Source organism: Salinibacillus aidingensis (assembly GCF_039522525.1).
GTDB lineage: Bacteria > Bacillota > Bacilli > Bacillales > Alkalibacillaceae > Salinibacillus > Salinibacillus aidingensis.
In genome coordinates this window covers 405,959-429,285 of record NZ_BAAADO010000002.1, presented here as the reverse complement: position 1 = coordinate 429,285, position 23,327 = coordinate 405,959, and the positions used below count along the sequence as shown (strand labels likewise).

Genomic DNA, 23,327 nt, shown 5'->3' with positions numbered 1-23,327 from the left:
GGGTGTGCACGTGAGCGTGGCATGATCGGTCATTTTTTAGCTCAATCCCATGCCAGCACCTCAGCCATCACAGCCATCGCCGCATCAGCCTTGCGAGCGGAATCTTCACTCTTCTTGTCGTCCAGCTGAGCTGCCTGTACCAATTTTTACTGAGCTCCACACTTGCTTTAAAGTCCTCCATATATTTGCTCCGAACCTCCTCAATAAAGCTTCGGTCATATAGAATCGCATTGACTTCTTTATTCAGGAACAGACTGCGCCGGTCAAAGTTTGAGGTCCCGATTTCACACAATTTGTCATCCACTACAAATAATTTTCCGTGATAAAAGCCCTGATCGAACAAACGCACTTCTGCACCGGCCTTTTTCAGGTCAAACAAATAGGAGATGCCACCCTCTTTTACAAGTGGATGATCAGCCTTCATCGGTACGAGAATTTTAATGGATACTCCCTTGTTAAGTGCAGCCTTGATCCCGCTAAGGAGCGTTTTGCTCGGAATAAAATAAGGAGATCCGATCATCACTTCCTCGCGGGCGGCATTCAGGAATTGAAAAAATGTGCTTTCAAGGTCACGTCCGTCTGTTGCCATGATTTTGACTTCCTGATTCTCGTCTTTTAACTCGAACTCATAGACCTCCAAAGGACCTGCATTTTCCTGCCAGTCCGCCTGAAAAACCTTTTGCAGATGCTGGGCGGCCTTCCCGTATAATTTCAAATGATAATCCCGCCAATTATTAAAATTGGTATCCTTGCTTACATACTCGCGACCGACGTTGAATCCCCCAGTGTAGGCAAGACTCCCATCAATGACGACAATTTTCCGGTGATTTCGCCGGTTCAATTTATAAAGTAAATAAGGAAATCCCGGTTTTGAACTGAAAGCGAAGTGAACACCTGCATTTCGCAGCCGATTAAGGGTGGACCGTCCAAATTGGTAGCCGCCGAGACGATCAACTAAGAGTTTCACGGTAATCCCTTCCTGTGCTTTATCCTCCAGCAGGGCCAGGAGCTTTTCACCCACTTCATCACGTTTCACTATATAAAACTGAAGATAAATCTCCTTTTTTGCATCCTTAATCGCGCGGAACATATCATCATATAAAGAGTGTCCCGATTGGAAAAGCTTTACCTGGGCGCTGGACAGGGGAAACGAAAGCGACTGTGAATGCTTGTAATGACTTTTTTGACCCAAATAAAGGTCCAGCCAGATAAAAAATAGAAGGAATATAAATACAAAGCTTACGAGTATAAATATCAATGTTGTCCATTCTCCTTTCTCCACTATATTATTCTCGCAAAAGAAACAGGCTAAACCAAAATAAATTTTCTCAGGGTATTGACTGAATGTTCATTCATAATTTAAAGTAGTACTATAAGAGTCTGAAAATTAGTTCGTTTCCAAAAAATATGGAACCAAAATTACAACCTGTAAGAATAGGACTGGGGGGCAGAGGATGAATACACTGGAAGTCATCAATTGGATTTTATTTTTAGCTGTAACCGTTTACGCATTAGGGTTATTTGTTCAGGTGGTTCGCACCCGAATTGCCTATATCAAGATGGGCAGGAAAGTGGAAATTGACAAGGCCTGGAAGGAACGCATCAACAAAGTCATGGTGAATGTGTTTGGTCAGAAGAAGCTGCTGAAGGATAAAAAGTCAGGGACTATACACGTTATGATGTTTTACGGCTTCCTTCTCGTTCAGTTTGGGGCCATTGATTTTATCTGGAAGGGACTGGCAACAGGGTCTCATTTACCGCTTGGATTTTTGTATCCTGGCTTTACCTTTTTCCAGGAGCTTGTAACGTTAATGATTCTGATTGCCGTTATCTGGGCGTTTTATCGCCGTTATATTGAAAAGCTTGTCCGCCTGAAGAGAGGCTTTAAAGCAGGACTCGTACTCATTTTTATTGGAACTTTAATGCTGTCCGTATTACTTGGAAATGGAATGGAGATTGTCTGGCATGGCGAGGAGCTTACATGGACTGAACCTGTTGCATCAGGCATAGCCGCAGCATTTGCCTGGATGAGCCCAACAGCAGCAGCGGTTGTGTTCTTTGTATCCTGGTGGATCCATTTAATCGCACTGCTGTCATTCCTGGTATACGTGCCGCAATCCAAGCACGCACATCTGTTGGCAGCACCGACAAATGTGTTCCTGAGTCGTAATGACCCACCAGGGAAGCTGTCCAAAATCGACTTTAATATTGATGAAGAAGACGAAGAAGACGTTTCCTTTGGTGTTGGAAAAATTGAAGATTTCGATCAGCTTCAGATGATTGATTTTTATGCCTGCGTGGAATGCGGACGTTGTACAAACGTTTGTCCAGCTGCCGGCACTGGGAAAATGCTCTCACCAATGGACCTGATTGTAAAATTAAGAGACCATCTTACAGAAAAAGGTGCAGTGGTTACGGGGAAATCACCATGGGTTCCATCCTATGCATTCGCTGGAACAGAAGGAAATCAGCTGGCGAAAATGGCAAAAGAAGGCTACAGCGGCCAGGATGAGGCTGCCGCAACAATCGAAGCCATGGAATCAACGAACCTGATTGGCGATGTCATCACTGAAGAAGAACTCTGGGCTTGCACAACCTGCCGTAACTGTGAGGATGCCTGCCCGGTGATGAACGAGCATGTGGATAAAATCATTGATCTTCGTCGATATCTGGTATTAACAGAAGGAAAAATGGATCCGGATGCTCAGCGTGCCATGATGAATATTGAGCGTCAGGGTAACCCTTGGGGACTATCCAAGAAGGAGCGTCAGAACTGGCGTGAAGCGGATGAAAATCTTTATGTGCCAACTGTAAAAGAGCTTAAGAAGGAAGATGAAGACTTCGAATACCTTTTCTGGGTTGGTGCTATGGGATCCTACGACAACCGCAGTCAAAAGATTGTCCAGGATTTTGCCCGTCTTATGAATAAGGCTGGTGTGAAATTCGCAATTCTTGGTAACAAAGAGCGTAACTCCGGAGACACAGCCCGTCGTCTGGGGAATGAATTTTTATTCCAGGAGCTTGCAGAGAAAAACATTAAGGATTTCGAGAAAAATGGCGTGAAAAAGATTGTAACGACAGACCCTCACGCATACAACGTCTTTAAAAATGAATATCCGGATTTCGGTTTGGAGGCCGAGGTTTACCATCATACCGAATTTTTGGCAAAGCTTGTGGAAGAAGGACGCTTAACCCCTGAACATGAGGTAAAAGAGCGTATTACCTACCACGACTCCTGTTACTTAGGACGCTACAATGAGGTTTATGAAGAACCACGTGACGTTCTTAAAGCCATCCCTGGTGTAACGGTTGTGGAAATGGAACGCAGCAGAGAGAATTCCATGTGCTGTGGTGCCGGTGGAGGACTTATGTGGACAGAAGAGAAAACCGGAAATCGCGTCAATGTCGCCCGCACGGAACAGGCGCTTGAAACCGATCCAAATACCATCGCAAGTGCATGTCCATTCTGTCTGACGATGTTAAGCGACGGTACGAAGGCAAAAGAAGTGGAAGATGACGTAAGCACAATGGATGTAGCTGAAGTGTTAGCCAAGTCCATTTTCGGAGACGAAAAAGAGGAAAAAACCGCTTCATAATGGAAGCAAAGAAAACATAAGATTCGTAAAGGATGCAACCAGGGAGTGAAAGCAGTGGTCATCACCTGAATGTGCCTCTTGAAAGAGAGGCGAAAGCAGGGATGGCCCTGCCTTTTGAATACTGATTGAGCGAGCGTTCAATCAACCTATTATGAAAACGTTAACAAATTGACTTAAGGGGGAGGATTTATAAATGAGAAAAACCGTCATTGTGTCAGGGTCAAGAACACCCTTTGGCAAATTAGGTGGCGCTTTAAGTTCACTTACAGCCTCAAAACTGGGAGGAACAGCGATTAAGGCTGCACTTGAAAAAGCCGACTTTTCGCCGGGAAACGTTGATGAGGTCATTATGGGAAGCGTACTTCAGGGAGGACAGGGTCAGATTCCTTCACGTCAGGCAGCCAGAGAAGCAGGCCTTCCCTGGGATGTTAAAACGGAAACCATTAACAAAGTGTGCGCCTCAGGTCTCCGCAGTGTAACGTTAGCAGACCAGATCATTCGAGCAGGAGATGAAGAGGTCATCGTAGCCGGTGGTATGGAAAGCATGAGCCAGGCCCCTTACTTTTTACCAAAGGCGAGATTTGGCATGCGAATGGGGGATCAGAAGGTTGTCGACATGATGGTTCATGATGGATTAACCTGCTCATTCGCCGGAGTTCACATGGGCACGTATGGCAATAAAACCGCACAGGAATACGGGCTCACTCGTGAAGCCCAGGATGAATGGGCCTACCGCAGTCACCAGCGAGCTACCCAGGCGATAGAAGCAGGAAAGCTTGCAGAGGAAATTGTCCCCGTAGAAATTCCGCAGCGCGAGGGTGAACCTGTCGTTGTGGACACCGATGAAGCTCCAAGAAAAGACACCTCCGTAGAAAAACTTAGCAAACTGAAGCCAGCCTTCGATAAAGATGGAACCATCACAGCCGGAAATGCCCCGGGCGTCAACGATGGAGCAGGTGCGATGCTGCTCATGTCGGATGAACGAGCGAAACAGGAAGGATATACCCCAATGGCAACGATTCTGGCTCATGATGAGGTCGCTGTGGAAACCGAAAATTTCCCGCAGACACCTGGATTAGTCATTAACTCCTTACTGAAAAAATCAGGCAAAACCCTGGAGGATATTGATCTGTTCGAAATCAATGAGGCCTTTGCTGCCGTCGCCCTTGCCAGTGGAAAAATTGCCGATGTGGATCCGGAAAAAGTCAACGTCAATGGTGGCGCTGTCGCCCTTGGACACCCAATCGGAGCCAGTGGTGCCCGGATTCTATTAACCTTAATCTATGAATTAAAGCGGCGTGGCGGCGGACTTGGTATCGCAGCCATCTGTTCCGGAGGCGGCCAGGGAGATGCCGTGCTTGTAGATGTACCGAAGTCCTAGCTTTCAGGCAGGCTAAACAGTTCTGGCTCTGTCAGGATAATGGAAGCGTTAGTTAGGTGCTAAGTCAGCAAATAAAATATAAATCTATTAACCAAGTTCAAAGGAGGAAACTCTATGCAGCCCAATAAAATTATGGTCATTGGTGCGGGGCAAATGGGGGCAGGCATCGCCCAGGTTTTTGCCCAATCCAATTTTCAGGTGAAACTGAATGATATTTCCGAGGATGCCTTGAACAAAGGGATCGAGACGATTGATAAAAATCTGTCCCGTTCCGTAAAAAAGGAGCGGATCACGGAGCAGGATAAGACGTCTGTGCTTAACCAGCTGACCACCACAACCTCTTTAAAAGATGCCGGCGACTGTGATCTCGTTGTGGAAGCGGTCGTGGAAAATATGGATGTCAAAACGAAGGTGTTCCGTGAACTGGATGAAGTCACACCGGAGCATACCATTTTAGCTTCCAACACTTCATCCCTGCCGATTACAGAAATTGCCGCGGCTACGAATCGCCCGGAGCAGGTGATTGGCATGCACTTTATGAACCCTGTACCAGTTATGCCACTGGTCGAGGTGATCCGCGGACTGGCAACGTCGGATGAAACCTATCAAACGATTGATCAAACCACAAAAGCCCTTAGCAAAACCCCTGTGGAAGTGAATGACTATCCAGGGTTTGTTTCCAATCGGGTTTTGATGCCGATGATTAATGAAGCGATTTTTACCGTCTATGAGGGGGTAGCCACACCTGAATCGGTAGATGAAGTGATGAAGCTGGGGATGAATCATCCGATGGGACCGCTCACTCTGGCGGATTTTATCGGCCTCGATACATGTCTGTATATAATGGAGGTCCTTTATGAGGGCTTTGGAGACAGCAAATATCGTCCATGTCCGCTGCTGAGAAAATATGTAAAAGCGGGCTGGTTAGGCAGAAAAACCGGCCGGGGCTTTTACGTGTATGACAATTAACGGTGGTGACGACATGAATTTACAATTAACAGAAGAACAGGAAATGATGCAGAAAATGGTTCGTGACTTTGCTCAGCGGGAGGTAGCAACAGCTGTTAAGCGTATGGAAGAGGAGGACCGGTTCCCCCGGGTGCTTGTACAGAAAATGGGAGAGCTGGGGCTGATGGGGATTCCCATACCCGAAAAGTATGGAGGCTCTGGTTTTGACTTCACCTCCTACATTATTGCGATTCATGAACTGGCCAGGGAAAATGCGGCTCTGGGAGTGATTTTATCCGTTCATACATCAGTGGGAACCAATCCGATTCTCTACTTCGGAACCGAAGAGCAGAAGCAAAGGTACGTTCCAAAGCTTGCATCCGGTGAATTTTTAGGAGCCTTTGCTTTGACAGAACCCGGGGCCGGTTCAGATGCTGCCCGGTTAAAGACAAAGGCTGAGAAAAAAGGAGATAACTATTTTATTACGGGCTCCAAGGTGTTTATCACCAATGGAGGGGAAGCTGATACTTATGTGGTGTTTGCCCGCACAAGTCCGGAAAAAGGCGCAAAGGGAGTCACAGCCTTTATTGTGGAAAAGGATGCGAAGGGACTGATTGTTGGGAAAAAGGAAAGGAAAATGGGGCTGCACGGCTCAAACACAGTCACCCTTACCTTTGATCAGTGTGAGGTTCCCGAGGAAAACCGTCTGGGGGAAGAAGGAGAAGGCTTTAAAATCGCCATGGCAAATCTGGACCGTGGGCGGATCGGTATTGCAGCTCAGGCACTTGGCATTACAGAGGCAGCCGTAAAACACGCCACAGACTATGCAAAGGAAAGACATCAGTTCGGCAAACCCATTGCCAGGCATCAGGGCGTCTCTTTTAAACTGGCTGACATGGCGACTCAGGCAGAAGCGGCCAGACAACTAACCTATTACGCCGCAAGCCTCCAATCTAAAGGCTTACCCTGTGGAAAGGAAGCCTCCATGGCAAAAATGTATGCCTCCAAAACCGCCAGACAGGCAGCCATAGAAGCCGTCCAGATCTTTGGCGGCTATGGATACACAAAGGATTACCCGGCAGAACGCCTATTCCGGGATGCCAAAGTCACAGAAATCTACGAAGGAACCAATGAAATCCAGCATAAAGTCATAAGCAAACATTTACTGGGAATTTGACATAAGTAAATTGATTGTCGTTAAACAAGTTTGTTGCTTAAATGTATTTTTTCAAACTAATTATAGATGATGACAAACTATACAAGTAGTTGAAATACACGTAGACTCCTGCGGGAATAGTGAGGCAGGTGAGACCCCGCAGCGTAGCGAGGAGGCTCACCGCTCACCCGCGGAAAGCGAAGTGTATTTCAACTGCGGCGGGATTAGCATCAAAATTAAGATTAACAAGGGGAGGAAATCGCATGAACTTTCAATTAACCGAAGAACAGGAAATGCTCCGAAAAATGGTCCGGGATTTCGCAAAAAACGATGTAGAGCCAACTGCAGCCGAGCGGGATGAAGAAGAACGCTTTGACCGTGAAATTTTTGATAAGATGGCAGAACTGGGGTTAACCGGAATTCCCTGGCCGGAAGAATACGGAGGAATTGGAGCCGACTTTGTAAGCTACGTGATTGCAATTGAGGAGCTTTCCAGAGTCTGTGCCTCCACGGGTGTGACCCTGTCCGCTCATATTTCACTGGCAAGCTGGCCGATCTATAAGTATGGAAATGAAGAGCAGAAAAAGCATTATCTGCAGCAGCTTGCCTCCGGGAAAAAGCTGGGTGCCTACGCATTATCCGAGCCGGGCGCAGGTTCAGACGTTGCATCCATGCGTACCACTGCTACAGATGAAGGGGATCACTATGTTTTAAACGGAAATAAGGTATGGATCACCAATGGCGGGGTTGCAGACATTTACGTCGTGTTTGCCAAAACAGATCCGGATGCACGTCACAAAGGAGTAAGCGCCTTTATTGTCGAAAAAGGTACACCAGGCTTTTCATTTGGAAAGAAGGAAAAGAAGCTGGGAATTCGTTCGTCTCCTACAACAGAATTAATCTTTGAAAATTGTAAAGTGCCAAAGGAAAACCTGCTTGGAGAAGAGGGAGAGGGTTTTAAGATTGCCATGATGACCCTTGATGGCGGCCGAAACGGGATTGCCGCTCAGGCAGTAGGAATTGCCCAGGGCGCACTGGATGCCGCTACGGACTATGCCAAGGAAAGAGAGCAATTTGGCAAGCCAATCGCTAAGAATCAGGGGATTTCTTTTAAACTGGCAGACATGGCAACAGAGGTGGAGGCTTCAAGACTTCTGACCTACCAGGCTGCGTACCTTGAATCAGAAGGACTCCCTTATGCGAAGGCGTCTGCCATGGCTAAGCTGTTTGCCGGAGACACAGCGATGAAATCCACCGTTGAGGCTGTTCAAGTCTTTGGCGGTTACGGATTTACAAAGGATTACCCGGTGGAACGCTATATGCGGGATGCGAAAATTACGCAAATCTATGAAGGAACCAATGAAATTCAGCGTCTTGTCATAGGCAGGATGGTTACGAAAGAATAGAAAGGAAGATTCGATGCATTCACTGGCTGAACGGATACAGAAACAGGATCAGCGGGCGTTAGCGAGAGCGATTTCCATGGTGGAAAATGATGACCAGGAGAAGCTGTCTCTTCTGAGTGATATTGCTTCCCTCAAAAAACAGTCCTATTACATCGGGATTACCGGCTCTCCTGGTGCAGGTAAAAGCTCGTTAGTCGATCGACTGGTTACTCATATAAGGGAACAGGACTTGACGGTTGCGGTCATTGCCGTTGATCCGACGAGTCCGTTCAGCGGTGGGGCATTGCTCGGTGATCGTGTGCGCATGCATCACCATTTTACCGACCCGGGTGTATTTATTCGCAGTATGGCAACAAGAGGGAGTCTCGGTGGGCTTGCCCGCTCAACGAAGGATGCCATACGTGTGTGTGACGCATACGGTTTTGATTATGTCATTGTTGAAACAGTAGGCGTGGGCCAATCTGAGCTTGATATTATGAAGGTTGTGGATACAACCGCTGTGGTTCTTACACCGAACAGTGGCGATGTCCTGCAGATTTTTAAAGCAGGCATTATGGAAATTGCCGATTTATTTATCATTAACAAAGCAGACCTGGATGGAGTGGGAAAACTCCGGGGTCAACTAAAGGATTTTCTGCACATCATGGATCCTGATGGCTGGAAGGCGCCGATCGTTGAGACGATTTCAACGGAAAATAAAGGCATCGAAAAGCTTTGGGAAAAGTGCCGGGCCCATGAAACGTATTTAACAGAAACCGAAGAAGGAAAACAAAAGAGACAGGAGCAGCTCAGCTTTGAGGTCTATGAGCTGATACGTGAGGAATTGTGGAAGGACGTTGCCGAATTTATTGAAGCAGATGAGGCCAAACGGCAGGAGCTTCAGCAAATGGAGGATCCCTATCAAATAGCCGAACAGTGGCTCTCAGAATGGAAACGAACGTACAGGGGGTGAATAGGATGGTAAAAAATGTGCCCACCTCGATTAAAGACCAGTTTTTAATTGAAAAACGCCGGAATCAGATGGTGAAGGGGGCTGTGACCCTGTTTAAAGCAAAGGGGTTTCACCGTACAACAACGAGAGAAATTGCTGAAGCTTCGGGCTTTAGTATCGGAACCCTCTATGAATATATTCGGAAAAAAGAGGACGTCCTTTTCCTGGTCTGTGATTATATTTATGAACGGGTAAAAGAACGGATGGGGCAGGTGCTCGATATGGAAAAGAAAAGTGTGGACTGCTTAAGTGATGCGGTACGCTCTTATTTCAGGCTGATGGATGAGATGCAGGATGAGGTGCTGGTGATGTATCAGGAGGTAAAAGCCTTATCCAGAGACGCTCAGGAGTATGTGCTGCAGAAGGAACGGGACATGGTGCATATGCTTGAGGTTGTAATCGGGAACAGCCTGCCCTATTCCATAGCGGAAAAGGACCTGAAGCTTGTGGCGAACAATATTTTTGTTCACGGACAGATGTGGGGATTCCGCCGGTGGCTCATGCAGAAGGAGTTTACCATTGAAGAATATACGGATAAGCAGATTGACCTTCTGTTTCAATCACTGAACTTACCGGAACGTTCATCGTAAAAAAGCAAGGGAGGAGACAACAGATGGGGAAAACAGAGGTTTATAAGCCGAAAAATCCAATACGTTTTGTAACCGCTTCCAGCTTGTTCGATGGTCACGATGCATCGATTAATATTATGCGCCGGATTTTACAGGCAAGTGGAGCGGAAGTCGTTCATCTTGGCCACAACCGTTCTGTGGAAGAAGTCGTCAATGCAGCTGTTCAGGAGGATGCAAACGGAATTGCGATTTCCTCCTATCAGGGCGGACATGTGGAGTATTTTAAATATATGGTGGATTTGTTGAGGGAAAAAGGAGCCGGCCACATTCGTGTTTATGGAGGTGGCGGTGGTGTGATCATCCCGCGGGAAATAGAAGAGCTTCATGAGTATGGTGTAGCGGGCATCTTTTCACCGGAAAACGGCCGGGAGCTTGGACTGCAGGGAATGATTAACACCATGTTGGAAGAATGTGATCAGGCCGTCCAGAGTACACAGCCTGAAGTGGATATTGATGGTCTTAAAGCTGGAGAGCCCAAGGTCGTCGCGAAAATGATTACCTATGTTGAAAATCAGACGAATCACAAGGAAGAAACAGCCGCCCTTTTAGAGCAGGCGACCAGGGATAACCTCGATACGGTTCCTGTAATGGGAATAACAGGTACAGGCGGAGCAGGCAAAAGCTCATTAACAGATGAACTGATTCGTCGGTTTTTAAATGAAATTCCGGAAAAAAAGCTGGCCATTTTATCCATTGATCCAACAAAAAAGAAAACAGGTGGAGCATTGCTTGGGGACCGGATTCGGATGAATGCCATCTTCAATGACCGTATTTACATGCGCTCGCTTGCAACCCGGGGGTCCCGAACAGAGCTGTCCCATTCGATACACGACGCGATTGAAGTGGTCAAAGCCGCCGGATATGACTTTATTATTGTAGAAACAAGTGGCATCGGCCAGGGAGATGCGGCCGTTACCGATGTAACCAACCTATCTATGTACGTGATGACCAGTGAATTTGGTGCTCCTTCCCAGCTTGAAAAAATTGATATGATTGATTTTGCCGACTTTATCGTCATTAACAAGTTTGAGCAGAAGGGATCAGAGGATGCCCTGCGTCAGGTTCGCAAACAGTATCAGCGCAGTCATATGCTATTCGACCAAAGTCCGGAAACCATGCCAGTGTACGGGACCATTGCCAGTCAGTTCAATGATCAGGGGACCAATACCCTCTTTCGTGCATTAATTGATAAACTGAACGAAGACTACCAATGGGATGTGACAACTTCACTGGAAAAAACAAAGTATGTGGAAAAGCAGAACCTCATTATTCCGAATGAGCGGAAGCAATATTTACGGGATATAGCCCAAACGGTCAGGGGCTATCATAAAAAGGCGGAACAGCAGGCAGAGGCCGCACGAAAGCTCTATCAGCTAAAAGGAGCTGCCGAGGATATCAAAGAGGGCTCGGTCGTAAAAGAGCTCCATCAGACCATTGAAGAGTACGAAAAACAGCTTGATCATGAAAATACGGAAATGCTGGAAAACTGGGATGAACTGAAAGAGCAGTATAATCAGGATCAAATAACGTATAAAGTACGCAACAAAGAAATTACGATGGATCTGAAAACGGAGAGTCTGTCGGGATTAAAGGTTCCTAAAGTGGCCCTTCCTGCCTATAACGACTGGGGGGATCGTCTGCTCTGGATGCTGAAGGAGAACGTACCCGGAGCCTTTCCATTTACGGCAGGAGTATTCCCGTTTAAGCGAAAGGGAGAGGACCCAACCCGTCAGTTTGCAGGGGAAGGAACTCCGGAACGGACGAACCGCCGCTTTCATTATTTATCCAAAGATGAACCTGCCAAACGGTTAAGTACGGCGTTTGATTCCGTGACGTTATATGGTGAGGACCCTGATGAACGTCCGGATATTTACGGAAAGGTTGGTGAAAGCGGGGTTAATGTCTGTACACTGGAGGACATGAAGAAGCTGTATGATGGCTTTGATTTATGTGATCCGACCACCTCAGTTTCAATGACGATTAACGGCCCGGCCCCTATTATATTAGCGATGTTCTTTAATACGGCAATTGACCAGCAGGTGAAAAAGTTTAAGGAAGAGCAGGGCCGGGAGCCGGATGCATCCGAATATGAAAACATTAAAGCGAAAACCTTATCGGTCGTAAGAGGTACGGTTCAGGCTGACATTTTAAAGGAAGACCAGGGACAGAATACGTGTATCTTTTCTACGGAATTTGCCCTTCGTATGATGGGGGATATTCAGCAGTATTTTATTGATAAAGACGTGCGAAACTATTATTCTGTGTCCATTTCCGGCTATCACATTGCCGAAGCAGGCGCAAACCCAATTACACAGCTGGCCTTTACGCTTGCCAATGGCTTCACCTACGTGGAGTACTATTTGAGCCGGGGGATGGATATCAATGACTTTGCGCCAAATCTATCGTTCTTCTTTTCCAACGGGCTTGATCCGGAATATTCCGTGATTGGCCGGGTGGCAAGAAGAATCTGGTCCATTGTGATGAAGGAAAAGTATGGAGCCAATGAGCGAAGTCAAAAACTGAAATATCATATTCAGACTTCCGGGCGCTCTCTCCATGCTCAGGAAATCGATTTTAATGATATTCGCACAACCCTGCAGGCGTTAATTGCTATTCAGGATAATACGAACTCCCTGCATACGAACGCCTATGATGAGGCCATTACGACACCGACAGAGGATTCTGTGCGCCGTGCAATGGCCATTCAAATGATTATTAATAAAGAGTTTGGTTTAACGAAAAATGAAAACTCCATCCAGGGCTCCTTCATTATTGAGCAGCTCACGGACATGGTGGAGGAAGTGGTTCTTCAGGAATTTGAACGAATCAATGACCGAGGCGGAGTACTGGGAGCGATGGAGCGTCAGTATCAGCGTGGAAAAATCCAGGAGGAATCCCTTTATTACGAGGGTCAGAAGCATTCAGGAGAGCTGCCAATTGTAGGTGTCAATACCTATCTGAATCCAAACCCTGTATCCGAAGACGATATTAACTCCATGGAGCTTGCCCGTGCGTCTAAGGAAGAAAAAGATCAGCAAATTAAACATCTCCGCCAGTTCCAGAACCAGCACAAAGACAAAACAGAAGAAGCACTTGATCGACTGAAAAAAACAGCAGCAGAAAACGGAAACATTTTCGCCGAACTTATGGAAACCGTAAAACACGCCAGCCTGGGCCAAATCACCAACGCCCTCTACCAAGTAGGAGGCCAATATAGAAGGAATATGTAGGCAGAAAAGCGGAGGCGACTGTTCAGGCCCGACAGCATAAGCATAACCCCCGGAGTGGCGTGGTTTTGGCCACGTAGGGGGTTATGCTTATGACTGCTTGGGCCTAGGAGCCGCAGCTGGACAGGCAGAAAAGCGGAGGCGACTGGGCCCCGCAGCTAGACAAAGAAATTCTGGAATGGCAGAATATAAAATGGAAGACATCATAACAAACTATAAAACGTAGAGATATTACATCCATTCATAATCATTGATGGCATGAACCGATGGAGGCGATGATGGCGGATTCCTGTTGCCTTTATTCTCCCGCCATCATCGCCTCCAGGAGTTCATCGTTTATCCTCTATATTGCAGGATGAAAAATATAACACTACCATTTTCAAACCTTAATCTCGCCTCATCACTTGAAAGTTAGTAGCATAAATGCTATTTTTTTGTATATAATGTATACTATGGTTAAAACCGGAAAACATGAAGTGTGAAGCGTTGTTAGGTTAGCAAATGATAGAAAAGGGAGTGCTGGTCATGGGCTTGGAAACATACACTCAAGAAGAATTAGAAGAAATGTCAATGTTAAATGTAGCCATTGAAATATTAGCTGAAGAAAAACGGGCAATGGAATTCAATGAACTATATAACCTGGTAGCTGAAGCAAAAGGGTTTACCACTGAGCAAAAAGAAGAAAATATCTCCCAGTTTTATGCTGAATTAAACATAGATGGACGATTCCTGACAGTGGGCTCTAATATGTGGGGAGCCAAGCGCTGGTACCCAGTTGATCAGATTGATGATGATGTTCATCATACAGGTGGCAAAAAGAAGAAAAAGAAAAAGAAGAAGAAAAAAGAAGAACCAAAAGAAGAATTGCCTGAAGCGCCCCCTGAGGATGACCCGGAAGATAACATAGAAGATGATTTAGCCGATCTTGATGAGGATCTGGATCTGGATGAAGATTTAGATGAAGACCTGGATGAGGGCTTTGATGATGAAAAAGGTGAAGACACCTCCTCCAGTGATAATAAAGATGAAGATTAAAAACAGTATTGACTTTCCTGAAAGAAATGGATAGAATTTTATTTGGGCTCTTTAGAACGGATTGAAGCGCTCCCGATGATAAGTCGGGGGCGCTTTTCGTATTTTATATAGAGAATGATAAGCTCTATAAAGAATCGGGACAACCCGCGTATTCTTTTGGTTATATTTACTTAAATCGGTCAAACTAAGGCCGTACATATTTTTAGTCAATTAGGAATCAGCTATAATTTTCACTTATACTATTTAGCTTTAGAAATGGAAGAGGGGTAGAAAATGACAAAATACATCTTTGTAACGGGTGGGGTTGTTTCCTCATTAGGAAAAGGAATTACAGCTGCATCACTGGGCAGATTGTTAAAAAATCGGGGACTGAGCGTAACCATTCAGAAATTTGATCCTTATCTCAATGTGGACCCCGGAACCATGAGCCCTTACCAGCATGGCGAGGTTTTTGTTACCGAAGATGGTGCAGAAACAGACTTGGACCTCGGGCATTATGAACGTTTTATCGACATTAATTTAAATAAATACAGCAACGTAACGACAGGAAAGGTGTATTCTTCTGTTATCCGCAAAGAGCGTAAAGGAGAATATCTGGGAGGCACCGTTCAGGTTATTCCTCATATTACGAATGAAATCAAGGATCGGGTTCTCCGTGCCGGGAAAGAAACCAATGCCGATGTGGTCATTACCGAAATCGGAGGAACAGTTGGCGACATTGAATCTCTTCCGTTTTTAGAAGCGATCCGCCAGATCAAAAGCGATATCGGTAAAGACAATGTGATGTACATCCATTGTACACTCGTACCTTACATTAAGGCAGCAGGCGAACTGAAGACAAAGCCGACCCAGCATTCCGTGAAGGAGCTCCGTTCACTTGGGATTCAGCCGGATGCCATTGTCTTAAGAACAGAGCAGGAAATCAGTCAGGGAATGAAGGATAAAATTGCGTTGTTCTGTGACATCAATAAAAAAGCGGTTATTGAGTTAAAGGACTGTGACGTGCTGTATGAAATTCCTCTGGAGCTTAAAGAACAGCAGCTGGATGAACTTACCTGTGACCACTTTGGATTATCCTGTGAATCCGCTGATATGACTGACTGGCATAAGCTTGTCGACAATGTAAAAAACCTGACGGAAACCGTAACGATTGCACTGGTTGGTAAATATGTTGAATTGCAGGATGCGTATTTATCCGTCGTTGAGGCGCTTAAGCATGCCGGCTATACCTATAATTCAGACATCGATATTAAATGGATCAATGCCGAGGATGTTCATGAAGAAAATGTTGCCGAAGTTTTAAAGGGGGCAGACGGAATTCTTGTTCCAGGCGGTTTTGGTGACCGGGGCATTGAAGGAAAGATTACCACGGCCAAATACGCAAGAGAACATCACATTCCTTTCCTTGGAATCTGCTTAGGTATGCAGCTTGCTTCCGTCGAATTTGCCCGTCACGTATTAGGAATGAAGGACGCACATTCATCAGAGTTTAAACCTGATACCAAAGCACCTGTGATTGACCTGCTACCTGAACAAAAAGACATTGATGATTTAGGCGGAACCCTTCGTCTCGGTGTTTATCCATGTAAGCTGGAAAAAGGAACGAAAGCCTACGAAGCCTATCAGGATGAGGTCGTTTATGAGCGCCATCGTCACCGTTATGAATTTAACAATCAATTCCGCCAGCAAATGGAGGAAAACGGATTTGTATTTTCCGGGACAAGCCCTGATGGTCGTTTAGTGGAAATTATTGAATTAAAAAATCATCCATGGTTTGTGGCTTCCCAGTTCCATCCTGAATTTAAATCCAGACCAACAAAGCCGCAGCCATTGTTCCGTGACTTTGTCAAAGAATCCCTGAATCATAAAAATTAACCATGCACAAAGGCTGATCTGAAAGTGTCATGTGGGCACTTTTGGTATCAGCCTTTTTTGTTAGCATTCAACTTAACCCTTTCATATTTCCAATTCTCATCCTGCAAAAACTTTCAAAAATCACCAATTATGTAAAAAATATAGAGGAATTTTTCTGATTATATCGAAATGTAAAGGTGTGTGTGTTGTGAACGGTTTAAATACGTTATACATAGGGTGATGTTAATGGAAGGAAAAATGATGTACATTGTAGATGACCAAATGGGCATACGATTATTATTAAAAGAAATTATTTTAGATGCAGGCTATGAGGTGAAGGAATTTGAGAACGGCCAGGAAATGCTGAAGGAATGTGAAACCGGACAGCCTGCGTTTGTTTTTGTGGATTATAATATGCCTCTAATGAATGGGAGGCAAGTTGCTGAAGAACTGGAAAAACGCTTCGGTGAGGAAACAGGGGTTTGTATAATGAGTGGTTTTTCCATTCAGGAGACCGATTTAAAGGAAACCCCATCGAATGTAAAGAAATTTTTGGAGAAGCCCTTTGATGTAGCTGAAGTAAAAAGCCTGTTAAAGCAACATGTCTCCTAGGAAGTCCATTCGGCTAAAACACTCATTTTATGAACGTTTTTGTCGACAGCGGTTGGCGCTCCTTTTGTTGCACATGGTAGTCTGTCTTGATATGCTATAAAAGTGATAAGATTTACATAAAGTAAGGATGTCAGGATTATCTCAAAGACAGCTCGTATGTGTAAAAGGAGGCTCTGTCATGCCGTTAGTATCCATGAAAGAAATGCTTAACAAGGCGAAAGACAACGGATATGCAGTCGGGCAGTTTAACTTGAATAACCTTGAATATGCACAAGGGATTTTACAGGCAGCTGAAGAAGAAAAGTCTCCTGCTATTTTAGGTGTATCTGAGGGTGCAGCGCGTTACATGGGTGGGTTTAATGTTGCGGTTTCTATCGTTAAATCATTGATGGACTCCTATGGCTCAACTGTACCTATCGCGATTCATCTTGATCACGGATCCAGTTTTGAGAAATGTGCTGAAGCCATTCAGGCGGGCTTCACCTCCGTTATGATCGACGGCTCTCATTATCCTTTAGAGGAAACTTTGGTTCATCAAACAAGTCATAACATTTATAAAAGGAAGCCGTCTGAGGGATGGTTTCCTTTTCATGCATGACTGAAATTAAAGGGGAGGGAATATCATGAAGTTTTTTGTCGATTCTGCAAGTATAGAGGAGATTCGGGAAGCAAAAGCACTCGGAGTATTAGCAGGGGTAACGACCAACCCGAGCCTTGTGGCTAAAGAGGGTGTCTCCTTTCATAATCGTTTAAAGGAAATCACTGCTGAGGTTGACGGCTCTGTCAGTGCAGAGGTCATTTCCGAGGATGCGGACGGAATGTTAAAAGAAGCAGAGGAACTCGCAGCCATTGCACCGAATATAACCATTAAGGTTCCAATGACTCTTGAAGGACTAAAAGCCGTTAAAACTCTAAGTGATAAGCATATCAAGACCAACGTAACCTTAGTATTCTCCGCAAATCAGGCATTACTGGCAGCGCGTGCAGGCGCTACATATGTATCTCCGTTTCTCGGGCGGCTTGATGACATTGGCCACAATGGCATTGATTTAATCGCCCAGATTTCTAACATTTTCAACATCCACGATATCCACACAGAAATTATTGCAGCATCCATACGCCATCCTATGCACGTGACAGAAGCAGCCGCAAACGGTGCTCATATTGCCACTGTCCCTTTGAAGGTTCTGAAAAGTTTAGTGAAGCACCCATTAACCGATCAGGGAATTGAGAAATTTCTTAATGATTGGAATCAACAGAAGTAAGCATAAATCTTATGATATGGTAAAAAATAATTGTATAAAATCTATAGGGAAGTATAGATACAACCATTTACAACTTTTGGTAGTTGTTAGAGGAGCGTAATCAAGATGGAAAAATTGTTAGTGGAGGGCGGGAAGTCTCTCAAAGGTGAGGTGCGAATCAGCGGAGCGAAAAACAGTGCTGTTGCGCTGATTCCTGCTACCATTCTGGCTGAGTCCCCCGTCACTATAGAGGGACTTCCGTATATATCGGATATACAAATTTTACGAAACCTGCTTGAAGAAATCGGCGGTAAGGTGGATCAGTCCGGACAGGATATTACCGTTGATCCTTCAGCTATGATTTCCATGCCTTTGCCGAATGGGAAGGTGAAAAAGCTCCGTGCTTCCTATTATTTCATGGGTGCCATGCTGGGGCGTTTTAAAAAAGCAGTTATCGGTCTTCCTGGTGGCTGTAATCTGGGTCCCCGCCCGATTGATCAGCACATTAAAGGATTTGAAGCCCTGGGAGCTAAGGTGACCAATGAGCAGGGAGCGATTTACCTTCGAGCGGATGAATTAAGAGGGGCAAGAATTTATTTAGATGTGGTTAGTGTTGGCGCAACCATCAATATTATGCTTGCTGCTGTAAAGGCAAAAGGAAAAACTGTGATTGAAAACGCAGCTAAAGAGCCGGAAATTATTGATGTGGCCACGCTTTTAACCAGTATGGGTGCAAAGATTAAAGGAGCAGGAACCGATGTGATCCGAATAGAAGGGGTCGATCACCTGAGCGGCTGTCAGCATACGATTATTCCTGACCGTATTGAAGCAGGAACCTATACGATTATTGCGGCAGCGATTGGTGAAGAGGTTCTGATTGATAATGTCATCCCGACACACCTGGAGTCCATTATTGCGAAACTGCAGGAGATGGGAGTCATTATTGATGTTGTTGAGGATCAATTAATTGTTCGTGGCAATAAGAGAATGAAAAGTGTTGATATCAAAACGCTGGTTTATCCGGGGTTCCCGACAGATTTGCAGCAGCCGTTTACAACCCTGCTTACTCAGGCAGATGGAACTGGGATTGTAACGGATACAATTTACCAGTCACGCCTGAAGCATATTGATGAACTGCGGCGCATGAATGCAGATATAAAGGTTGAGGGAAGTTCAGCTGTTGTAGCCGGGCCCGTACAGCTGGAAGGTGCTAAAGTAAAAGCAACTGATCTCAGGGCTGGAGCGGCACTTGTGGCTGCAGGCCTCGTGGCAGAGGGAATCACGGAAATTGCCGGGCTGGAGCATATTGACAGAGGCTATGAAGACCTGACAGGAAAATTAAAACAGCTGGGTGCAAATGTATGGCGTGAAAATATGACGGAGGAAGAAGCTGAACAATTCCAGAATTCGTAATGACATTGTTTTCCATGGGATATGAGAGAAAATATAAAAAGATAAAGAGATAGAGAAAATCAGGGGAGGAACTAACCATGGAAAGAAGTTTAACAATGGAACTCGTTCGGGTAACAGAGGCGGCGGCATTAGCCTCTGCCAGATGGATGGGAAAAGGAAAGAAGGAAGAGGCTGATGATGCAGCGACAACAGCCATGCGAAAGGTTTTTGATACCATCCCGATGAAAGGAAGAGTCGTCATTGGAGAGGGAGAAAGAGATGAAGCTCCCATGCTTTACATCGGTGAAAGATTGGGCAGTGGCGATGGTCCGGAAGTGGACATTGCGGTGGATCCACTGGAAGGAACCGATATTGTTGCCTTAGGTGTCTGGAATGCCTTAGCCGTTTTAGCTGTTACGGATCGGGGCAAAATGCTGCATGCTCCGGATATGTATATGGATAAAATCGCAGTAGGCCCTGAAGCGGTAGGAAAAATTGATATTAATGCTCCGGTAAAAGATAATCTGGAAGCTGTGGCAAAAGCGAAAAATAAAGATGTGGAAGATGTGGTCGTAACGGTACTGCACCGTGAACGTCACAGCCGCATTATTGAGGATATTCGAGAGGCCGGAGCCCGTATTAAGCTGATTCCAGCCGGCGATGTTGCCGCAGCCATTAATACAGCCTTTGATCATACAGGTGTCGACATGCTGCTTGGAATCGGCGGCGCCCCTGAAGGTGTCTTAGCAGCTGTTGGCTTAAAATGTTTAGGCGGTGAGCTTCAAGGGAAGTTAGTTCCACAGAATGACGAAGAATACCAACGCTGTTTGAAGATGGGCATCGATGACGTAAGCCGCGTACTCACCATGGAGGATCTCTGTGGCGGAGACGATGCCATCTTCACAGCCACAGGGGTTACAGACGGCGAGCTTTTGAAAGGCGTGCAGTTTAAGGGCTCCAAAGGAACAACCGAAACCGTCGTCATGCGGGCAAAATCGGGAACAGTACGATTCATCGACGGCAATCACAGCCTGCAGAAAAAACCAAACCTTGTGATGAAAGATAGCTAACAAATAGAAAAAGTGCTAAGCAGAGAACATCCTGCTTAGCACTTCTCATATGAAGGTTTTTTGGGGTATTTATGAACGGTCAGTTTTAATCCATAAATGCATTCCTTTATTTGAGTATCGAAGGAGATTTAGTTAACTTTTGCTCGCGTTTTGACCATTATCGCCTATTCAGTAGCTATAGCAGCTATAGGGGAAGATCTCTGACTAATCCAGATAACTTAAAGCCTGGTATCTAAATAAAAAATATTCTTATTAAAATAACAATAACTTCACTAGCAGTTGAAATACACGTAGACTCCTGCGGGAAAAGTGAGACAGGTGAGACCCCGCAGCGGAGCGAGGAGGCTCACCCGCGGAAAGCGAAGTGTATTTCAACTGCGGCAGGTTAAGCACTTATACTAATTGTTCTTCAGATTAAGTATAAGTTCAAACAAAATAAAGGAATTTCACATTTTGTATTGAATAAATTATACAAATAAGGTTAAAATGATAATGTTTTATAATAGATCCCCCTGTTCAAAGTGACTTCAGAACAGAATCACTTCATATTCTTCTCTCCAGAAGGATTTCCTATTTAATGGTTTCATATTGTTATATTTTAAATAAGTTTAATTAATAGAAAGCAAAAGTGGTGATATTGTGTCAACGATTACAATTGGACAACTAGAAACAATGACATTAAAAGAATTATATACACAGGCGAGAAATTTTAAAATCTCGTATTACAGTAAATTAACAAAACGAGAATTAATTTTTGCTATTTTAAAAGCACAGGCTGAAAAAGACGGATTTCTGTTTATGGACGGAATTCTGGAAGTCATCCCTTCAGAAGGATTTGGATTCCTGCGACCGATCAATTATTCACCGAGTGCAGAGGATATTTACATTTCAGCCTCACAGATTCGGCGCTTTGATTTAAGAAATGGGGATAAAGTTTCAGGAAAAGTAAGACCACCAAAAGAGAATGAACGCTACTACGGACTCCTCCATGTTGATGCAGTTAACGGCGAGGACCCTGAGACAGCAAAAGAACGGGTTCACTTCCCAGCCTTAACTCCTTTATACCCAGATCGTTTAATGCAGCTTGAAACCAAACCGAACAATCTCTCAACCAGAATTATGGACATCATGGCCCCTGTCGGTTATGGACAGCGGGGATTGATTGTGGCCCCGCCAAAAGCAGGGAAAACGATGCTCTTAAAGGAAATCGCTAACAGTATTTCGGTCAACCATCCGGACACGAAGCTAATCATCCTGCTTGTTGATGAGCGTCCAGAGGAAGTGACCGATATTGAACGGTCCGTACATGATGATGTAGATGTTGTAAGCTCAACGTTTGATGAACTGCCGGATAACCATATTAAAGTGTCAGAGCTTGTGCTGGAACGTGCCATGCGTTTAGTGGAAAACAAAAAAGATGTGGTCGTCCTTATGGATAGTATTACAAGACTGGCCCGTGCCTATAACCTGGTCATTCCTCCAAGTGGACGAACCTTATCCGGGGGTATTGACCCGGCAGCCTTCCACCGCCCTAAACGATTTTTCGGAGCCGCCCGGAACATTGAAGAAGGTGGCAGTGTAACAATTTTAGCCACTGCCCTGGTGGATACAGGCTCACGTATGGATGATGTCATTTATGAGGAATTCAAAGGAACAGGAAACATGGAGTTACACCTTGATCGTAGTCTGGCTCAGCGGAGAATCTTCCCGGCGATCGATATTGCCAAATCCGGTACACGAAAAGAAGAACTGCTATTACCGAAATCACATATTGAGAAAATGTGGGCCATCCATAAAACGATGCAGGATTCCCCTGATTTCCTGGAACGCTTCCTGAGAAGGTTAAGAGGTTCCAAAACGAACGAAGAATTCTTCCAAATGATGGAGAAAGAAATGAAAGGGAAAGTGAAGCGGGTCTGATTTGATAGCGTGAAGTTTTTATGCACAGGCCTGATGTGGGTGCATTTGTATAACAGCATTGGGAAACTTTATTATATAACAGGCACATGTGGTATTGTTCTTAAGCTTAAGCAGCCATTTTAAATTTAATTGACCGATTCTAATCATGGTTGCAAAAAGAATATCAGCTTGGTATAATCTGTTCATGTGAGCTTAAATTCAAACTAAAATCGTCTAACTGCGATTTTCGACAATTACTCTGTTTCCAAAGGATTCAGGGCAAAAAGGAGTGGAAAAGCATGAAAAACGGAATTCATCCAGAATACAGAAAAGTTGTATTTCTTGATACAAGTTCAGATTACAAATTCTTGAGCGGATCAACTCAATCATCTGATGAAACCATTGAATGGGAAGATGGCAACACTTACCCACTCATTCGCGTGGAAATCAGCTCTGCATCCCACCCATTCTACACTGGTAAGCAAAAAGCCGACAAAGTAGGCGGACGTGTAGACCGCTTTAAGAAAAAATATAATCTTAAGTAAGAAAGAAAAGCGAAGGCGGCTGTATCGGCCTTTAGCTCGACATAAGAGAAAAAAATCGGCTGATTAGCCGATTTTTCCTCTTTAAAAGCAAATCTATTTATGTTTTTCTCCCTTAAAGGAAAGGGCAGTACAGTTAAAAAAACAGGCAAACTTGCTTAAATTTGCCTGTTTTTTTATTCGTCAAATTCGTATAAACTAAGGAAGAAAATCATCAATTCTTAGCTTTGATTATTTGCCATTCATATTATCTTTTTATTTTTCTTATCATTGCCATGGTTCTACAGGATCCACTGCTGTAGGAATGACCACTAATCCTGCTTCAACAAAAAGCTAAATTGAAAA

18 protein-coding genes and 1 pseudogene are annotated in these 23,327 nt (G+C 44.8%); 17 read left to right on the top strand and 2 right to left on the bottom strand.

All coding sequences use genetic code 11. The features are described 5' to 3' along the window. Window positions 1-67 precede the first annotated feature (67 nt). Both cls and ABD006_RS05690 read right to left on the bottom strand, forming a co-directional pair. Complete coding sequence (gene cls, locus ABD006_RS05695; protein ID WP_343839025.1) at window positions 68-1,144, bottom strand: cardiolipin synthase; 1,077 nt, start codon at window positions 1,142-1,144, stop codon at window positions 68-70. Beyond that, on the bottom strand, window positions 1,095-1,268 hold the full coding sequence (locus ABD006_RS05690; protein WP_343839045.1) for a hypothetical protein: 174 nt from the start codon (window positions 1,266-1,268) through the stop codon (window positions 1,095-1,097). The genes cls and ABD006_RS05690 overlap by 50 nt, the downstream gene beginning before the upstream one ends. Before the next feature lie 186 nt (window positions 1,269-1,454). Here ABD006_RS05690 and ABD006_RS05685 point away from each other — a divergent pair, with 186 nt between their 5' ends. From ABD006_RS05685 to ABD006_RS05605, 17 genes and pseudogenes are all read left to right on the top strand, one after another. Then, window positions 1,455-3,596: a (Fe-S)-binding protein gene (locus tag ABD006_RS05685; protein ID WP_343838626.1), complete on the top strand. Its 2,142-nt coding sequence runs from the start codon at window positions 1,455-1,457 to the stop codon at window positions 3,594-3,596. Window positions 3,597-3,789: 193 nt separating this feature from the next. Next, window positions 3,790-4,977 (top strand): acetyl-CoA C-acetyltransferase, encoded by a 1,188-nt coding sequence (locus tag ABD006_RS05680; protein ID WP_343838625.1) that lies wholly within the window; start codon window positions 3,790-3,792, stop codon window positions 4,975-4,977. Window positions 4,978-5,091: 114 nt separating this feature from the next. Next, window positions 5,092-5,946 (top strand): 3-hydroxybutyryl-CoA dehydrogenase, encoded by an 855-nt coding sequence (locus ABD006_RS05675; RefSeq protein WP_343838624.1) that lies wholly within the window; start codon window positions 5,092-5,094, stop codon window positions 5,944-5,946. Between the two features lie 13 nt (window positions 5,947-5,959). Then, window positions 5,960-7,102: an acyl-CoA dehydrogenase gene (locus ABD006_RS05670; protein ID WP_343839024.1), complete on the top strand. Its 1,143-nt coding sequence runs from the start codon at window positions 5,960-5,962 to the stop codon at window positions 7,100-7,102. Window positions 7,103-7,344: 242 nt separating this feature from the next. Next, window positions 7,345-8,487, top strand: coding sequence for an acyl-CoA dehydrogenase (locus tag ABD006_RS05665; RefSeq protein ID WP_343838623.1), 1,143 nt, complete (start codon window positions 7,345-7,347; stop codon window positions 8,485-8,487). Window positions 8,488-8,500: 13 nt separating this feature from the next. Continuing rightward, the gene (gene meaB / locus ABD006_RS05660; protein WP_343838622.1) at window positions 8,501-9,439 is read left to right on the top strand and encodes a methylmalonyl Co-A mutase-associated GTPase MeaB; all 939 of its coding nucleotides are present in this window, start codon (window positions 8,501-8,503) and stop codon (window positions 9,437-9,439) included. Window positions 9,440-9,444: 5 nt separating this feature from the next. Continuing rightward, the gene (locus ABD006_RS05655) at window positions 9,445-10,068 is read left to right on the top strand and encodes a TetR/AcrR family transcriptional regulator (protein WP_343838621.1); all 624 of its coding nucleotides are present in this window, start codon (window positions 9,445-9,447) and stop codon (window positions 10,066-10,068) included. Between the two features lie 23 nt (window positions 10,069-10,091). Next, a complete protein-coding gene (gene icmF, locus ABD006_RS05650) occupies window positions 10,092-13,337 on the top strand; it encodes a fused isobutyryl-CoA mutase/GTPase IcmF (RefSeq protein WP_343838620.1) in 3,246 nt (1,081 codons plus the stop codon). Between the two features lie 522 nt (window positions 13,338-13,859). After that, the gene (rpoE, locus tag ABD006_RS05645; protein WP_343838619.1) at window positions 13,860-14,369 is read left to right on the top strand and encodes a DNA-directed RNA polymerase subunit delta; all 510 of its coding nucleotides are present in this window, start codon (window positions 13,860-13,862) and stop codon (window positions 14,367-14,369) included. Window positions 14,370-14,642: 273 nt separating this feature from the next. Further along, window positions 14,643-16,244 (top strand): CTP synthase, encoded by a 1,602-nt coding sequence (pyrG, locus tag ABD006_RS05640; RefSeq protein WP_343838618.1) that lies wholly within the window; start codon window positions 14,643-14,645, stop codon window positions 16,242-16,244. 225 nt (window positions 16,245-16,469) lie between these two features. Continuing rightward, window positions 16,470-16,835, top strand: a complete 366-nt coding sequence (locus ABD006_RS05635; RefSeq protein ID WP_343838617.1) for a response regulator — start codon at window positions 16,470-16,472, stop codon at window positions 16,833-16,835. A 178-nt stretch (window positions 16,836-17,013) separates the two neighbouring features. After that, window positions 17,014-17,364 (top strand): annotated as a pseudogene (locus ABD006_RS05630) (class II fructose-bisphosphate aldolase); the annotation flags it as partial. A 94-nt stretch (window positions 17,365-17,458) separates the two neighbouring features. Beyond that, window positions 17,459-18,100: a fructose-6-phosphate aldolase gene (fsa, locus tag ABD006_RS05625; RefSeq protein WP_343838616.1), complete on the top strand. Its 642-nt coding sequence runs from the start codon at window positions 17,459-17,461 to the stop codon at window positions 18,098-18,100. A 105-nt stretch (window positions 18,101-18,205) separates the two neighbouring features. Then, complete coding sequence (locus ABD006_RS05620) at window positions 18,206-19,492, top strand: UDP-N-acetylglucosamine 1-carboxyvinyltransferase (protein ID WP_343838615.1); 1,287 nt, start codon at window positions 18,206-18,208, stop codon at window positions 19,490-19,492. 77 nt (window positions 19,493-19,569) lie between these two features. Beyond that, window positions 19,570-20,541 (top strand): class II fructose-bisphosphatase, encoded by a 972-nt coding sequence (gene glpX / locus ABD006_RS05615; protein WP_343838614.1) that lies wholly within the window; start codon window positions 19,570-19,572, stop codon window positions 20,539-20,541. A 639-nt stretch (window positions 20,542-21,180) separates the two neighbouring features. Next, on the top strand, window positions 21,181-22,461 hold the full coding sequence (gene rho / locus ABD006_RS05610) for a transcription termination factor Rho (protein WP_343838613.1): 1,281 nt from the start codon (window positions 21,181-21,183) through the stop codon (window positions 22,459-22,461). Window positions 22,462-22,739: 278 nt separating this feature from the next. Further along, window positions 22,740-22,985 carry a type B 50S ribosomal protein L31 gene (locus ABD006_RS05605; RefSeq protein ID WP_044162427.1) on the top strand — a complete coding sequence of 82 codons (246 nt, stop codon included), beginning with the start codon at window positions 22,740-22,742 and terminating at the stop codon, window positions 22,983-22,985. Window positions 22,986-23,327: the final 342 nt, after the last annotated feature.

Coding starts and splice junctions, on each gene's coding strand:
- ABD006_RS05690 (WP_343839045.1), bottom strand. CDS start 1,268: ATGGACAACATTGATATTTATACTCGTAAGCTTTGTATTTATATTCCT.
- ABD006_RS05685 (WP_343838626.1), top strand. CDS start 1,455: ATGAATACACTGGAAGTCATCAATTGGATTTTATTTTTAGCTGTAACC.
- ABD006_RS05680 (WP_343838625.1), top strand. CDS start 3,790: ATGAGAAAAACCGTCATTGTGTCAGGGTCAAGAACACCCTTTGGCAAA.
- ABD006_RS05675 (WP_343838624.1), top strand. CDS start 5,092: ATGCAGCCCAATAAAATTATGGTCATTGGTGCGGGGCAAATGGGGGCA.
- ABD006_RS05670 (WP_343839024.1), top strand. CDS start 5,960: ATGAATTTACAATTAACAGAAGAACAGGAAATGATGCAGAAAATGGTT.
- ABD006_RS05665 (WP_343838623.1), top strand. CDS start 7,345: ATGAACTTTCAATTAACCGAAGAACAGGAAATGCTCCGAAAAATGGTC.
- meaB (WP_343838622.1), top strand. CDS start 8,501: ATGCATTCACTGGCTGAACGGATACAGAAACAGGATCAGCGGGCGTTA.
- ABD006_RS05655 (WP_343838621.1), top strand. CDS start 9,445: ATGGTAAAAAATGTGCCCACCTCGATTAAAGACCAGTTTTTAATTGAA.
- icmF (WP_343838620.1), top strand. CDS start 10,092: ATGGGGAAAACAGAGGTTTATAAGCCGAAAAATCCAATACGTTTTGTA.
- rpoE (WP_343838619.1), top strand. CDS start 13,860: ATGGGCTTGGAAACATACACTCAAGAAGAATTAGAAGAAATGTCAATG.
- pyrG (WP_343838618.1), top strand. CDS start 14,643: ATGACAAAATACATCTTTGTAACGGGTGGGGTTGTTTCCTCATTAGGA.
- ABD006_RS05635 (WP_343838617.1), top strand. CDS start 16,470: ATGGAAGGAAAAATGATGTACATTGTAGATGACCAAATGGGCATACGA.
- fsa (WP_343838616.1), top strand. CDS start 17,459: ATGAAGTTTTTTGTCGATTCTGCAAGTATAGAGGAGATTCGGGAAGCA.
- ABD006_RS05620 (WP_343838615.1), top strand. CDS start 18,206: ATGGAAAAATTGTTAGTGGAGGGCGGGAAGTCTCTCAAAGGTGAGGTG.
- glpX (WP_343838614.1), top strand. CDS start 19,570: ATGGAAAGAAGTTTAACAATGGAACTCGTTCGGGTAACAGAGGCGGCG.
- ABD006_RS05605 (WP_044162427.1), top strand. CDS start 22,740: ATGAAAAACGGAATTCATCCAGAATACAGAAAAGTTGTATTTCTTGAT.